We start from the raw sequence: 13,966 nt of genomic DNA on the forward strand, positions 1-13,966 counted from the left end.
CGGGGATGGGCAAAGCAAGGCAGAGCAATTCGCCCAGCCTGTAGGAGCGCGCTTGCCCGCGACGGCGTTGCATCAGTCAGAATTGAATCGTCTGACGCAACGCCGTCGCGGGCAAGCGCGCTCCTACAGGGGGGCGGGTGTTACGAGGTACGCCAGGTGATTTCTTCCTCACCGTCGGCACTTATACGAATCCAGCGGTCGGCGTCTTCGTCGTTTTCTTCCTCGACCCACGTCCCCGGTGCGCAGCGCACTTCGACGTTCATGGCGGCGAAGGCGGCGCGGGCGCAGGCGATGTCGTCGTCCCACGGCGTCTTGTCGCTGTCCAGGCACAGGCTGTTCCATTTGCCCACGGCCTTGGGAATCCAGGTCACGGGAATGTCACCCGCCTTGCATTTCCAGGTCTGGCCGCGTTGGACCCATTCGCTGCACGGGCCGATATCGGCGGTCAGCCAGGCGGTAATGGCCTTGTGATCGACGTCAGCGTCTTTCAGGTAAATCTCGATGTCGGGTTGGCGCATGGATGCCTCGTAAAAGTGTTTCTGTCGGTCAGTGCCGAACGAAATAATCGTAGCGCATGGAGACGGTGACCTCGAACGGCTCAGCCTGCTCGATGACACTGGCCCGGCGGTCGGCGCTGGCACGCCAGCCGTGTGGCGTCATCGCCAGCAGGTTGGCGCGGGCCTGGCCGTCCACCAGCGTCAGCTTGAAGCTCAGGGTTTCGCTGTGTTGCAGGCTCATGCCTTCGGGTACCAGTGCCAGATGCTTGTCATCGGCGTAGTCGCGCACTTCGTCGTACAGACGCTGGCGCAATTCCATCAGGTGTTCGTTGGTCGGTCCTACGCGCATCAGGCCACCACCTGGGGACAGCAGGCGCTTGGCCTCGTCCCAGTCCAGCGGGCTGAACACACTGGCGATGAACTGGATGCTGGCGTCCGGCAGTGGCACCCGGGCCATGCTGGCGATCAACCAGCTCAGCTTCGGATCGCGTTTGCAGGCGCGCTTGACCGCCTCGCGGGAAATGTCCAGCGCGTAGCCATCGGCTTCAGGCAGGGCGTCAGCAATCCGCGCGGTGTAATAACCCTCGCCACAGCCGATGTCCAGCCAGTGCTTTGGTGCGCGCTCGGCAGCCAGTTCAGCCAGACGCCTGGCAACCGGGGCGTAATGCCCGGCATTGAGAAAGTCGCGGCGCGCCTCGACCATCGCCTGATTGTCACCAGGGTCGCGGCTGTTCTTGTGCTGCACCGGCAACAGGTTCAGGTAACCCTGACGCGCGCGGTCGAAGCGATGGCCGGCAGGGCAGACCACGCCGTTGGCCGCGTTATCGAGCGCAGCTGAGCAGATCGGGCAGGTCAGCATCAGGCGAGCAACTTGACCAGGGTCTGGTAGTAGATCTCGGTCAGCACGTCGAGATCGCTGGCCAGGATGCGTTCGTTGACCTGGTGGATCGTGGCGTTGACCGGACCCAGCTCGACCACCTGGGTGCCCAGGGTCGCGATGAAACGGCCATCGGAAGTGCCGCCGCTGGTGGACGCCTTGGTCTCGCGGCCGGTGACGCTCTTGATGCTGGCCGACACCGCATCGAGCAGCGCGCCCGGTTCGGTGAGGAACGGCAGGCCCGACAGCGCCCACTCCACGTGCCAGTCCAGACCGTGCTTGTCGAGGATGTCGGCAACGCGCTTCTGCAGGCCTTCGACCGTGGATTCGGTGGAGAAGCGGAAGTTGAACACCGCGGTCAGGTCACCCGGAATCACGTTGGTCGCGCCGGTGCCGGAATGGATGTTGGAAATCTGGAAGCTGGTCGGCGGGAAGAACGCATTGCCTTCGTCCCAGTGCTCGGCGGCCAGTTCGGCCAGGGCCGGGGCTGCCAGGTGGATCGGGTTCTTCGCCAGGTGCGGGTAGGCCACGTGGCCCTGCACGCCCTTGACGGTGAGGGTCGCGCCGAGGGAGCCGCGACGGCCGTTCTTGACCACGTCACCCACCAGCGTGGTGCTCGACGGCTCGCCGACGATGCACCAGTCCAGACGCTCCTTGCGCGCCGCCAGACGCTCGACCACCGCCTTGGTGCCGTGGTGCGCCGGGCCTTCTTCGTCGCTGGTGATCAGATAGGCGACCTTGCCCTTGTGGTTCGGGTAGTCGGCGACGAAGCGCTCGGTGGCGACGATCATCGACGCCAGGCTCCCTTTCATGTCCGCCGCGCCACGCCCGCAGAGCATGCCGTTTTCATCGATCAGCGCATCGAACGGGTCGTTCTGCCAGGCTTTCACCGGGCCCGTCGGCACCACGTCGGTGTGGCCGGCGAAGCACAGCACAGGGCCGTCCTGGGTGCCGTGGGTCGCCCAGAAATTATCCACATCCTCGATGCGCATCGGCTCCAGCGTGAAACCGGCGTCGCCCAGGCGTTTCATCATCACGGCCTGACAATCGGCGTCGAGCGGCGTGACCGATGGGCGACGGATCAGGTCGCAGGCGAGTTGCAGGGTGGGCGAGAGGTCTGTCATGAAGAGTCCGCGAAAGTCAGTGTGGAAACGCTGTAGGAGCGCGCTTGCCCGCGATTGCGGCCGGTTTCCCGACATCGCGTGACCAGACACACCGCCGTCGCGGGCAAGCGCGCTCCTACAAAACGGCAGGTATCTTAAAGCAAAACGGCGACCCGAAGGCCGCCGTTTGGTATAGCGCACAGATGTTTCAGGCAGTAGCCGCCTGTTCAGCCGGTTTCGGCTTGGGCAGCGACGACAGGAACGCCATGATCAGCGCCGCCAGGTACGGCAGCGACTGCACCAGCAGCATGATCACCCAGAACCGCACGTCGTTGCTCGGCAGGCCCTGGACCAGGCAGATGCCCAGCGCTGCGCCCCACAACAGCAACATGATGAACAGTTCTTCCCGGGCTTCCGAGATGGCCACCAGCAAGCCGTGGCTGTCGGCGTTTTTCGGGGTGCGAAAGAACGGGATGCTGCTGGTGAAGAAGCCGTACAGGACTGCCTTGGCGATGGTGTGTGACAGCGCAAGGCCGGCCAGGGCTGCGTAGAACGCATCCTTGAGGTTCACCCCCACGGCGCGGCGGTACAGGAAGATGATCTTGCCGACCTTGAAGAAGAACAGCGCCAGCGGCGGAATCGCGAAGATCAGCAGCGGTGGATCGACCCGGTTGGGCACGATGATCATCGCCGCCGACCACAACAGCGCACCGACGGTGAAGAAGATGTTCATGCCATCGGCCACCCACGGCAGCCAGCCCGCCAGGAAGTGGTAGCGCTGGCCGCGGGTCAGCTCGGTGTCCTTGCCGCGCAGCAGGCTCGCTGCGTGCCGCTTGATGATCTGGATCGCGCCATAGGCCCAGCGGAAACGCTGCTTCTTGAAGTCGATGAAGGTGTCGGGCATCAATCCCTTGCCGTAGCTGTTGTGGGCGTAGGCGGCGGAATAGCCTTTTTCGAACACCCGCAGGCCCAGCTCTGCGTCTTCACAGATACACCAGTCGGCCCAGCCCAGTTCTTCAAGCACCGAGCGACGGGTCATGGTCATGGTGCCGTGCTGGATGATCGCGTCGCGGTCGTTGCGGGTCACCATGCCGATGTGGAAGAAGCCTTTGTATTCGGAGTAGCAGAGCTTCTTGAACGCGCTTTCATGCTGGTCGCGGTAGTCCTGGGGTGACTGCACCACGGCGATTTTCGGGTCGGCGAAGTGCGGCACCATGTGCTTGAGCCAGTTGCGGTCGACGCAGTAGTCCGAGTCGATGACGGCAATCACTTCGGCGTCCTTGGCCGTGTGCGGAATCAGGTAGTTCAGCGCGCCGCCCTTGAAGCCTGCCAGAGGCGCGACGTGAAAGAACTTGAAGCGCTCGCCGAGCATCTCGCAGTGGGCCTTGACCGGTTCCCACACGGCCGGGTCCTTGGTGTTGTTGTCGATCAGCAGCACTTCGAAGTCTGGATAATCCAGCGCTGCCAGGGCGTTGAGGGTCTGTTTGACCATCTCTGGCGGCTCGTTGTAGCAAGGTACGTGAACCGAGACCTTCGGTCTGTAGGCTGAGTCCGCAACCACCGGCAGGAATTCACGACGGCGTTTGTGGGTCCAGACCGCTTCTGCCAGTTCATGGGCCTCGGTCATCAGTACGATGAATACACCGAACGCGCCCAGTGCCAGCAAGAATCCTACAAGCAGGCTGAACCAGGTGCTGTATTGCTGGCTGTAGTCGTAACCGATCCACACCAGCACCGAGCCACAGAGAAAGGCGATGAAAGTCAGGAAGGTGCGACCACGCTGGCGCAGGGCCGAGCCATCGATCAGCAGCAGGGCCAGTGCCAGCATCGCAAGCACCGCCGAGCCGATGGCCAGTACGCGCCACTGCGGGATCGCCACCACCGGGCCTTCGAAGTTGAATTTCTGCTGGCGTGCGGCGTTGTACACGCCCCAGTACGCACCGACCGAGCCTTCGTCGCTGGCCTTCCACGGCTGGTCGAAGGCCTCGATCACGAAGTAGTTGAAGCCCTGGCGGTTGAGTTTGTTGACCAGGGTGCGCAGGTAGATCGCCTGGTCGGCCTGGGTCGCATCGGCACCGCCGCGCATGTGGCCATTGCTCGGCCAGCCCACTTCGGACAGCAGCAGCGGTTTTTTCGGGAACATGCGCTTGAGTTCCCGGGCGCGGTCCAGCACGTACTGGCCGGACTTATCCATCGGGATGTATTCCCAGTACGGCAGGATGTGCGCGGCAATCAGGTCCACGTGTTTGGCAAGCTCGGGGTATTTCTCCCAGATGTGCCACTGTTCGGAGGTGGTGACCGGCACTTTGACCGCCGCCCGCACACGGTCGAGCAACGCCATCAGTTCCTTGGGCTTGATCTCTTCGCGAAACAGCGCTTCGTTACCGACCACCACGCGCACCACGCTGCGGGTGGTGTTGGCCAGTTCGATGGCTTTGTTGATCTCGCGTTCGTTGCGCTCCTGGTCCGGGCTGATCCAGATGCCCAGGGTCACGCGCAGGCCGAATTCCTCGGCGAGCTTGGGAATGTCCTGCAGGCTGCCGTCGACCGAGTAGATACGGATGTTGTCCGTTTCCTTGCTCATCAGTTCGAGGTCCTGACGCATGTCATCGTCGGACGGGTACACGCCTTTCTGTGGGCTTTGGCCCAGGCGGAAAGGGGAATAGGAGAATCCGGAGATCTGTTCAGGCCAGTTGGGGGCGGTCACGGGGCGGTTGATGAGCGCCCAGAAACCGGTGAACAGCGCGGCAATCGCCACGACGACTACCAGGTTGAGTCCAAATTTGCGGGATGGCATAGCGACTTCTGGTTCCAAAGGGGGAACGGGGAGGGGCCGACAGACGTCAGCCAGCACGAGCTTTGGCAGCTGACAAAGGTTGAAGTTCTATTCCGTAAAAAATGTAGTCCGTTTCCGGGGTCATTAGGAAAGTTACCGGCACGTAGCAGCACGGCTTGCCGGCGGGGGCGTCTGTGAAATCGCTCCCGCCGGCAAGCCGTGCTGCTACGTCATGAGTTTCATATGCTGGTTTTCAGACCAAACATCCGCAATCAACTGCTGTCCCAATCCCGAGCAGGGCCTATAATGCGCGCCGGTTTTTTGGGGGTATTGGTCATGAGCACAGAAGATCCACGTTTCGCCGGCGTCGCCCGCCTGTACGGCATCGAAGGCCTCGAGCGCCTGCGCGCGGCCCATGTCGCGGTGGTGGGCATCGGTGGCGTGGGTTCCTGGGCGGCGGAAGCCATGGCGCGTTGCGGCGTGGGCGAGATTTCGCTGTTCGATCTGGACGACGTCTGCGTCAGCAACAGCAACCGCCAGTTGCACGCCCTGACCAGCACCGTCGGCAAACCCAAGGTCGAAGTGATGGCCGAGCGCCTGCGTGAGATCAATCCGGACTGCGTGGTGCACGCCGTGGCGGATTTCGTCACCCGCGACACCATGGCCGAGTACATCACCCCCGAGATCGACTGCGTGCTCGACTGCATCGACAGCGTCAACGCCAAGGCCGCGCTGATCGCCTGGTGCAAGCGCCGCAAGATCCAGATCATCACCACCGGCGGCGCGGGCGGGCAGATCGACCCGACGCTGATTCAGGTGTGCGACCTGAACCGCACCTTCAACGACCCGCTGGCTTCAAAGGTGCGCTCGACCCTGCGCCGCGATTACGGTTTTTCCCGCACCGTCACCCGCCACTACAGCGTGCCCTGTGTGTTTTCCACCGAGCAACTGCGTTATCCCAAGCCGGACGGCAGCATCTGTCTGCAGAAAAGCTTTGTCGGCGATGGCGTGAAGCTCGACTGCGCGGGCGGGTTCGGCGCGGTGATGATGGTCACGGCCACCTTCGGCATGGTGGCGGCGACCAAGGCGGTGGAGAAGATCGTGGCCGGCGCGCGGCGCCCGTCGGAGCGAGTCAAGGCCAAGACTGACTGACACAACCCGTTCCCGACACACTACGATTCCTGTGGGAGCGAGCTTGCTCGCGAAAGCGTCCTCCCTGACACCACCCTGTTGGAGCAACCACCGAATTCGCGGGCAAGCCCGCCCCCACAGTGATTTAGCAATAGTTACCGGCGAGTCAACCTGCCATTTGCCGCATCTTCTGCAGCACTGCGTTCAAGCCATTGCTACGCGAAGGGGAGAGCTGGCGGCTCAGGCCCAGTTGCTGGAACCAGTCATTCAGATCCACCTGCTGTAGCTCAGGCGCCGACAGCCCGTTGACCCGCGCCAGCAGCAACGCTACCAGACCACGAATCAGCCGTGCATCGCTCGCCGCACGAAACCGCCAGTGACCATCGATCACGCTACCCAGCAGCCAGACCTTGCTCTCGCACCCATCCACCAGGTTCGCTTCGGTCTTTTCGTCGTCGGCCAGCACCGGCAAGCGTTCACCCCATTGCATCAACAGCCGCGCCCGTTGCTCCCAGCCCAGGGAAGCATTGAAGGTGTCCAGCGCGTCCTGCGCGTCCTTCGGCAAATTCATCGCAACAGCTCCAGTGCCTGATCCAGCGCGTTGAAGAATCGCTCCAGATCCTCGGAATCGTTGTACAGCCCCAGAGATACCCGGATCGCACCGGTCAACCCGAGGCTGCCGATCAGCGGAATTGCACAGTGATGGCCCGCGCGCACGGCAATGCCTTGCTCGGTCAACAGATGCGCCAGGTCGGCGTTGTGCACGCCCTCGACGACAAAGCTGGCCAGCGCCGTCTGCGGATTGCCCACCAGCCGCACCCCCTTGTGCAGCAACAAGCCTGCGCACAGCAACTCGTGCAGTCGCGCCTCGTGCTCGGCGGCGGCAACCGGGTTCACGTCGTTGAGGTAGTCCAGCGTCGCGCCCAGGCCGATCACCCCGGACACCGGTGGTGTACCGGCCTCGAAACCCAGAGGGGCAGGGCGGAAGGTGGCGTCGTGATAGCTGGCCTGCAGCACCATCTCGCCGCCGAACTGCCAGTGCTTCAGTTGTGCCAGCGCCTGATGCCGGCCGAACAGGACGCCGACGCCGTCCGGGCCGTATAGCTTGTGGCTGGAGAACACATAAAAGTCGCAGCCCAGCGCCTGCACGTCGTGACGACCGTGGACCACGCCCTGGGCGCCGTCGATCACCGTCAGCGCGCCTTGGGCCCTGGCCAGTTCCACCAGCCGAGCAACCGGCTGCCAGGTGCCGAGCACATTGGACAACTGGCTCACCGACAGCAACCGGGTGCGCGAGGTGATAAGGCTGGCGGCGGCATCGATGTCGATCACACCATCGACGGTCAGCGGCAGCACGACCAGCTTCAGACCGCGACGGGTTGCCAGTTGCTGCCAGGGCAACAGGTTGGCGTGGTGCTCAAGGGCGCTGACGACAATTTCGTCGCCCGGCGCAAACAGATGCTCCAGCCCGTACGCCAGCAAGTTGAATGCCGAGGTCGCACCGTGGGTGAAGACGATCTGGCCCGAGGCGCCGGTGTTGAGCCACCCGGCGACTTTATGGCGGGTGTCTTCGAAGGCCTGAGTCGCCATCGCACCAGGCAAATGCTGGGCACGGTGTACGTTGGCTGCGCCGTTGGCGTAGTAGTGCGACAGGGCGTCGATCAGGGCTTGGGGTTTTTGTGCGGTGGCGGCGCTGTCCAGATAAGTCTGGCCTTGCCGTTCGAGGGCATCGAGTGCAGGGAAATCAGCGCGCCAGGGCGAAATGAGGGACATGACATTCAGGCTCTGTAATGAGACAGGAGCCCCAGCGGGCTCCGGTCCTTGCAGCGCAGCGATCAGTTGTGAGCGTGCAGCGCTTCGTTCAGCTCGATGGCCGACTTGTGGGATTTGCATTCCACGGCGCCGGTCTGCGAGTTGCGACGGAACAGCAGGTCAGGCTGACCGGCCAGGTCGCGGGCCTTGAGGACCTTGACCAGTTCGTTCTTCTCATCGAGCAGGGCGACCTTGGTGCCTGCGGTGATGTAGAGGCCTGCTTCGACGGTGTTACGGTCACCCAGCGGAATACCGATACCGGCGTTCGCGCCGATCAGGCAGCCTTCGCCGACCTTGATCACGATGTTGCCGCCGCCCGACAGGGTGCCCATGGTCGAGCAGCCGCCGCCCAGGTCAGAACCCTTGCCGACGAACACGCCAGCCGAGACACGACCTTCGATCATGCCCGGGCCTTCGGTGCCGCCGTTGAAGTTGACGAAACCTTCGTGCATCACGGTGGTGCCTTCGCCGATGTAGGCACCCAGGCGCACGCGCGCAGCGTCGGCGATACGCACGCCAGCCGGCACCACGTAGTCGGTCATTTTCGGGAATTTATCGACGGAGAACACTTCCAGCAGCTCGCCTTTGAGGCGCGCTTCAAGCTGACGCTCGGCCAGTTCGGTCAGGTCGATGGCGCCGTGGCTGGTCCAGGCGACGTTCGGCAGCAGCGGGAACACGCCCGCCAGGCTCAGGCCGTGGGGCTTGACCAGGCGATGGGACAGCAGGTGCAGCTTGAGGTAGGCCTCAGGCGTGGAAGTCAGGGCGGCGTCTTCGGCCAGCACGGTGGCGACCAGCGGCTTGTGGCTTTCGGCCAGGCGGGTCAGCAGCGCGGCCTGGGTGGCATCGACCGATTTCAGCGCATCAGCCAGTTTCGAGGCCAGGTCGGTATTGAACGCGATGGCTTGGTTGCCACCGGTGTAGCCCAGGATCGGCGCGACTGCGGCGACGATTTCAGCCGACGGATTGAGCAGTGGCTGGGCGTAGAAGACTTCCAGCCAGGCGCCTTGACGGTTTTGTGTGCCAACGCCGAAGGCCAGGCTGAACAGGGAAGTGGACATGCGAATACCTCTTTAACTTTTGATAGCTATCTCAATCAGGCGATAGCTGCTGCGTACAGTTCGGGTTTGAAGCCAATCAGGGTCTTGTCGCCGAGATCGAGCACGGGGCGCTTGATCATCGACGGCTGGGCGAGCATCAGTTCGATTGCCTTGTCCTGGTCGATATCGGCTTTCTGCGAATCGTCCAGTTTGCGAAAGGTCGTACCTGCGCGATTCAACACTGTCTGCCAGCCGTGCTCGTTGCACCACTGGGTCAGGTGTTCGCGGTCGATGCCCTGGGTTTTGTAATCGTGGAAATCGTAGCTCACCGGTTTTTCATCGAGCCAGGTGCGCGCCTTCTTCATCGTGTCGCACGCCTTGATGCCGAAAAGGTGCAACTTTTTGGATTCTGCCATGAGCTTGCCCCCTTTGAGACGGTTGAAAAACGGTGACGGATTATGCCACGTACGAGCCCCTTGGGTGCGCCCTGGCGTAGCTTTGTCTTTAACGGGGAATGTATTTGTGCGGGTTAGGCTCTGTACGAAATGTTTTGAGACGAAGGTAAGGCAAGGCGAAAACAGCCGAGGAAGCGGAGTTTACTGTTTGTAAATGAGCATTCCGAGGCTGTTTTCAACGCAGCATTACCGAGTATCAAGACTTTTCGTACAGAGCCTAAGACCTATGTATGAAGTCGGGCTCATAGCCTAAACCGTTAATATGGCACTTCGACGCTGCGCCCACGGCTGCCGGGGCGCAGCGACACGTCGCTCGTTTGGGGATACACGCAATGCAGACTGCCTATACCGTCCTGATCCTGTTGACGCTGGTAGGTGTCTCGCGTTTGCTGGCCCGGGTCATCCCGCTGCCGGTGCCGCTGCTGCAGATTGCGGCGGGCGCATTGCTGGCCTGGCCGACCCTGGGCCTGCATGTGGCGCTGGACCCTGAACTGTTTCTCTTCCTGTTTCTGCCGCCGCTGTTGTTCTCCGATGGCTGGCGGATGCCCAAGCGGGATTTCTGGCGCTTTCGCGGGCCAATTCTGACCATGGCCGTGGGCCTGGTGATTTTCACGGTGGTGGGCGCCGGTTATTTCATTCACTGGTTGCTGCCTTCCGTACCGCTCGCAGTGGCATTCGCACTGGCTGCAGTGCTTTCTCCTACCGACGCCGTTGCCGTTTCTGCCATCGCACAAGACCGTTTGCCTGCACCGATCATGCGTCTGTTGCAGGGTGAGGCCCTGATGAACGACGCCACGGGCCTGGTGACCTTCAAGTTCGCCCTGGCCGCGGCGATCACCGGGGTGTTTTCCCTGACCGATGCCAGCCTGACCTTTGTGCTGGTGGCCTGTGGCGGGCTGGCGGTAGGTGTCGGGCTGAGCTGGCTGGTGGGGCGCTTTCGCAGCTGGATGATCGCCCGGGGCTGGGATGATCCGGCGACCCACGTGGTGTTCATGTTGCTGCTGCCGTTTGCCGCCTATGTCCTGGCCGAGCGGCTTGAGGTGTCGGGCATCTTGTCGGCGGTGGCGGCGGGGATGATGCAAAGCTGGGTTGACCTGTTGCCGCGCCAGACCAGCACCCGGCTGCTCAATCGAAGCGTGTGGACGCTGCTGGAATTCGCGTTCAACGGGCTGATCTTTTTGCTGCTCGGCCTGCAGTTGCCGGAAATCGTCAGCGCCGTCACTCACCACGAGGTCACGGTCTGGCCGACGCTGCTCTGGCGTTGCCTGGATGTGCTGGCGATCTTCGTCGTGCTGGCGCTGCTGCGCTACGTGTGGGTGCGAAGCGTGTGGCGCCTGATGGTGCTGGTTCGCCGCTGGCGTGGGCGCGGGGACGGTTCGCTGGAGTTGTCTATGCGCTCCTCGTTGCTGCTGACAGTGGGCGGAGTGCGAGGTGCGGTGACGCTGGCGGGTACCTTGTCGGTGCCGATGCTGATCGCCGCCGGTGTCGATTTCCCCGAACGGGACCTGCTGATCTTCATCGCTGCCGGGGTGATTCTGCTGTCCCTGATCGTGGCCTGTGTCTGCCTGCCACTGCTGTTGCGCGGGCTGGTCAGCGAGCCGGACTTGCGCCTCAAACGCGAGGTGCGCGATGCCTGGAAGCGCACCACCCCGGCGGCGATCAAGGCGCTGGAGAGCGAAGAATTGCCCGACGCGACCCACTCCACCGACGCTGCAATGGCGGTGATGGCCACCGAAGTGAAGTCGCGGATCATGTCCGAGTATCGCCACCGCCTGGAAATATTCGACGACACGGCCGAAGCCCAGGCGCTGGCGTTCCAGATGGATCAACTGGAGAAACGCATGCGCCTGAACGCCCTGCGCGCCCAGCGCCTTGAACTCTACAGCCTGCATCGCCACCGGCAGATCGGCGACGATGTGCTTCGCGTGATACTGGCCGAACTGGACCTCAACGAGGCCAACCTCGGCGTGTTCAAGCAGGAGCGTGGTTAGGCCAGAGGGCCGCGATCATTCTGGCGGTCGCCGTAGATGAAGTTCATGAACTCCTTGTCCTTGGTGCTCAGCCCCTTGCCGGTATTGTCGATCTGGAAGTCTCCGCGCGTGTGCTTCTGAAGCACGTTGTAGTGCATGACTGACTCAGGGTCATAGCCAGAATAGGAAAAGTCTGCGGCTTCATATTTGTTCAGGACGTTCTGGCGAATGAATGCTTCGTTCACGCCCTTGGTGGTGAAGTCCTGGATGACTTTTTCTTCGTCCCAGGGAATGTTCGCGTCGGGGTGCTGGTGTTCGTGTTCGGCGCCCAGCGCATGGCCGAATTCGTGCAGCACGGTGCGTTCGAAGTCTGCGCTCAGGTAGTTGCGAATATCGAATGCGTCCATCGACTTGCCCTGCATACCCATGAGCTTGCTGGTGTCGATCAGGCGGGTCAGGTCGAAGTGCATGGTCGGCACGTCCTGCCTGTGAAAGCCCAGCAAAGCGTCGGTGCCGACGGCGCTCAGGTGCAGGTCACTGTCGAGGATGATGCGGATCTCGGCATCGCCCGAGTCAACCAACTTGAACTTGAGGTTGACGTGGGGCAGCCATTTGCACGCCGTTTCGAAAAATACCTGCTGCAGAGCGGGAGGGATGGTGCCGAGGAAGCGGATTCGCAACGTGCGCCCGCGCGCCCAGTACTTGGTGAATGACGTCACGATGCGTGAGTCACGATCCGTGGTCTGTTCGCCGTCGGTCAGGTAACTGGGGGTAATGGCAGCGTTGAAGGGGTTTTCCCGAAGCGCCGCTTCAGAAGCAGCCTGCAGGTCCGGGTGATGATGGGTGTGGCAGTGGTAAAGCGGTGTATTCACCGTGGCTATCCTTTCCAGTGATGGCGTCATCGAGAATCGACGAGGCCTGAACATCACGGAAGATTAAGCGGCTACGGCGGGGTCCGGGTCATACATATATATAGCGCACAGGCACCGCGGCCGGCGCGCCTGAAAACCCTTCAGTCAGGGCCTCAGGCGCACCCGACGATCAGCGGGACTTCACGAACTCGCGAATCCGCTGCGCCGCTTCGACGCACTCGGCCAGTGGCGCGACCAGTGCCATGCGCACTCGGCCAGCACCGGGGTTGAAGCCTTCGACGTCCCGCGACAGGTACGAGCCCGGCACCACGGTGACGTGCTCGGCTTCGAACAGGTCGCGGCAGAAGGCTGCGTCATCGCTGCCCACGTTCGGCCACAGGTAGAAGCTGCCGTCGGGGCGTTGCACGTCCATTACCGGCGAGAGGATTTCCAGCACGGCGTCGAATTTCTCACGGTACAGGTCGCGGTTGGCCAGCACGTGGGCTTCGTCGTTCCACGCGGCGATGCTTGCGAGTTGTGTCTGAACCGGCATCGCGCAACCGTGGTAGGTGCGGTACAGCAGGAACGCCTTGAGGATGTCGGCATCTCCCGCGACGAAGCCTGAACGCAGGCCCGGCAGGTTGGAGCGCTTGGACAGGCTGTGGAACACCACGCAGCGCTTGAAATCCTGGCGGCCCAGTTCTGCGCAGGCGGTCAGCAGGCCTGGCGGCGGGGTGGCTTCGTCGAAGTACAGCTCGCTGTAGCATTCGTCGGCGGCGATCACGAAGTCGTGTTCATCGGCCAGGGCGATGAGCTTTTTCAGGGTCTCGACCGGGATCAGGGCGCCTGTCGGGTTGCCAGGCGAGCACAGGAACAGGATCTGGCAGCGCTTCCAGACATCGACCGAAACCGCATCGAAGTCCGGGTTGAACCCGTGCTCGGGCAGGCACGGCAGGTAGTGCGGCCTGGCGCCGGCCAGGAACGCCGCGCCTTCGTAGATCTGGTAGAACGGGTTGGGGCTGACCACCAGGCCGTCATCGCTGCGATTGACCACGGTCTGGGTGAAGGCGAACAGCGCTTCGCGGGTGCCGTTGACCGGCAGCACGTGTTTTGCCGGATCCAGCCAGCCCGCTGGCACGCTGAAACGACGCTCGCACCATTTGGCGATGGCTTCGCGCAAGGCAGGGATGCCGGCGGTGGTCGGGTACACAGCCATCTGGTCGAGGCTGTCGGCCAGGGCCTTGGCGACGAATTCCGGCGACTTGTGCTTGGGCTCGCCGATGGACAGCGCGATAGGGCGCTTGTCCGGGTTGGGCGTAACGCTGCCGAGCAGGGCGCGAAGCTTTTCGAACGGATAGGGCTGAAGCTGTTGCAGAGCGTTGTTCATGGGCAATCGTTCTCAAGGAGCTGGGCACCTGACGTTCCGGTCAGGCGCCATTGAATCGAATCTACGGGGC

Annotated in this window: 12 protein-coding genes; 2 read left to right on the forward strand and 10 right to left on the reverse strand. The window is 62.6% G+C overall.

Translation table 11 applies throughout. The features are described 5' to 3' along the window. Nucleotides 1–140: 140 nt before the first annotated feature. The 4 genes from ACIPO9_RS22380 to ACIPO9_RS22395 all read right to left on the reverse strand — a co-directional run bounded on the left by ACIPO9_RS22380 (nucleotide 141) and on the right by ACIPO9_RS22395 (nucleotide 5,274). Nucleotides 141–518 (reverse strand): hypothetical protein, encoded by a 378-nt coding sequence (locus tag ACIPO9_RS22380; protein ID WP_274136593.1) that lies wholly within the window; start codon nucleotides 516–518, stop codon nucleotides 141–143. A 28-nt stretch (nucleotides 519–546) separates the two neighbouring features. Then, nucleotides 547–1,356, reverse strand: a complete 810-nt coding sequence (locus tag ACIPO9_RS22385) for a putative RNA methyltransferase (protein WP_400783583.1) — start codon at nucleotides 1,354–1,356, stop codon at nucleotides 547–549. Beyond that, complete coding sequence (dapE, locus tag ACIPO9_RS22390) at nucleotides 1,356–2,498, reverse strand: succinyl-diaminopimelate desuccinylase (protein ID WP_400610267.1); 1,143 nt, start codon at nucleotides 2,496–2,498, stop codon at nucleotides 1,356–1,358. Before dapE ends, ACIPO9_RS22385 begins: the two co-directional genes overlap by 1 nt. 187 nt (nucleotides 2,499–2,685) lie before the next feature. Then, entirely contained in the window at nucleotides 2,686–5,274 is a 2,589-nt protein-coding gene (locus ACIPO9_RS22395) for a glycosyltransferase family 2 protein (protein WP_400783586.1), read from the reverse strand. Nucleotides 5,275–5,589: 315 nt separating this feature from the next. On the opposite strand from ACIPO9_RS22395, the gene tcdA reads away from it, so the two are divergent. Further along, nucleotides 5,590–6,405: a tRNA cyclic N6-threonylcarbamoyladenosine(37) synthase TcdA gene (gene tcdA / locus ACIPO9_RS22400; protein ID WP_400610263.1), complete on the forward strand. Its 816-nt coding sequence runs from the start codon at nucleotides 5,590–5,592 to the stop codon at nucleotides 6,403–6,405. Between the two features lie 145 nt (nucleotides 6,406–6,550). Here the strand turns inward: tcdA and ACIPO9_RS22405 are convergent, their stop codons facing one another. The 4 genes from ACIPO9_RS22405 to ACIPO9_RS22420 all read right to left on the reverse strand — a co-directional run bounded on the left by ACIPO9_RS22405 (nucleotide 6,551) and on the right by ACIPO9_RS22420 (nucleotide 9,649). After that, entirely contained in the window at nucleotides 6,551–6,955 is a 405-nt protein-coding gene (locus ACIPO9_RS22405) for a SufE family protein (protein ID WP_400783589.1), read from the reverse strand. Next, on the reverse strand, nucleotides 6,952–8,157 hold the full coding sequence (locus ACIPO9_RS22410; RefSeq protein WP_400783592.1) for an aminotransferase class V-fold PLP-dependent enzyme: 1,206 nt from the start codon (nucleotides 8,155–8,157) through the stop codon (nucleotides 6,952–6,954). The genes ACIPO9_RS22405 and ACIPO9_RS22410 overlap by 4 nt, the downstream gene beginning before the upstream one ends. 62 nt (nucleotides 8,158–8,219) lie before the next feature. Continuing rightward, complete coding sequence (gene dapD, locus ACIPO9_RS22415; protein ID WP_274133898.1) at nucleotides 8,220–9,254, reverse strand: 2,3,4,5-tetrahydropyridine-2,6-dicarboxylate N-succinyltransferase; 1,035 nt, start codon at nucleotides 9,252–9,254, stop codon at nucleotides 8,220–8,222. Nucleotides 9,255–9,289: 35 nt separating this feature from the next. Then, a complete protein-coding gene (locus tag ACIPO9_RS22420; RefSeq protein ID WP_274133897.1) occupies nucleotides 9,290–9,649 on the reverse strand; it encodes an ArsC family reductase in 360 nt (119 codons plus the stop codon). A 371-nt stretch (nucleotides 9,650–10,020) separates the two neighbouring features. Here ACIPO9_RS22420 and ACIPO9_RS22425 point away from each other — a divergent pair, with 371 nt between their 5' ends. Further along, entirely contained in the window at nucleotides 10,021–11,679 is a 1,659-nt protein-coding gene (locus ACIPO9_RS22425; protein WP_400610258.1) for a Na+/H+ antiporter, read from the forward strand. On the opposite strand, the gene ACIPO9_RS22430 is transcribed toward ACIPO9_RS22425, so the two are convergent. Together ACIPO9_RS22430 and dapC are read right to left on the reverse strand one after the other, a co-directional pair. Beyond that, nucleotides 11,676–12,530: a M12 family metallopeptidase gene (locus tag ACIPO9_RS22430; protein ID WP_400783594.1), complete on the reverse strand. Its 855-nt coding sequence runs from the start codon at nucleotides 12,528–12,530 to the stop codon at nucleotides 11,676–11,678. The genes ACIPO9_RS22425 and ACIPO9_RS22430 overlap by 4 nt on opposite strands. A gap of 169 nt (nucleotides 12,531–12,699) precedes the next feature. Further along, nucleotides 12,700–13,896: a succinyldiaminopimelate transaminase gene (gene dapC / locus ACIPO9_RS22435; protein WP_400610254.1), complete on the reverse strand. Its 1,197-nt coding sequence runs from the start codon at nucleotides 13,894–13,896 to the stop codon at nucleotides 12,700–12,702. Nucleotides 13,897–13,966 lie beyond the last annotated feature (70 nt).

This window comes from Pseudomonas sp. NPDC090203 (assembly GCF_044746765.1).
GTDB lineage: Bacteria > Pseudomonadota > Gammaproteobacteria > Pseudomonadales > Pseudomonadaceae > Aquipseudomonas > Aquipseudomonas putida_AD.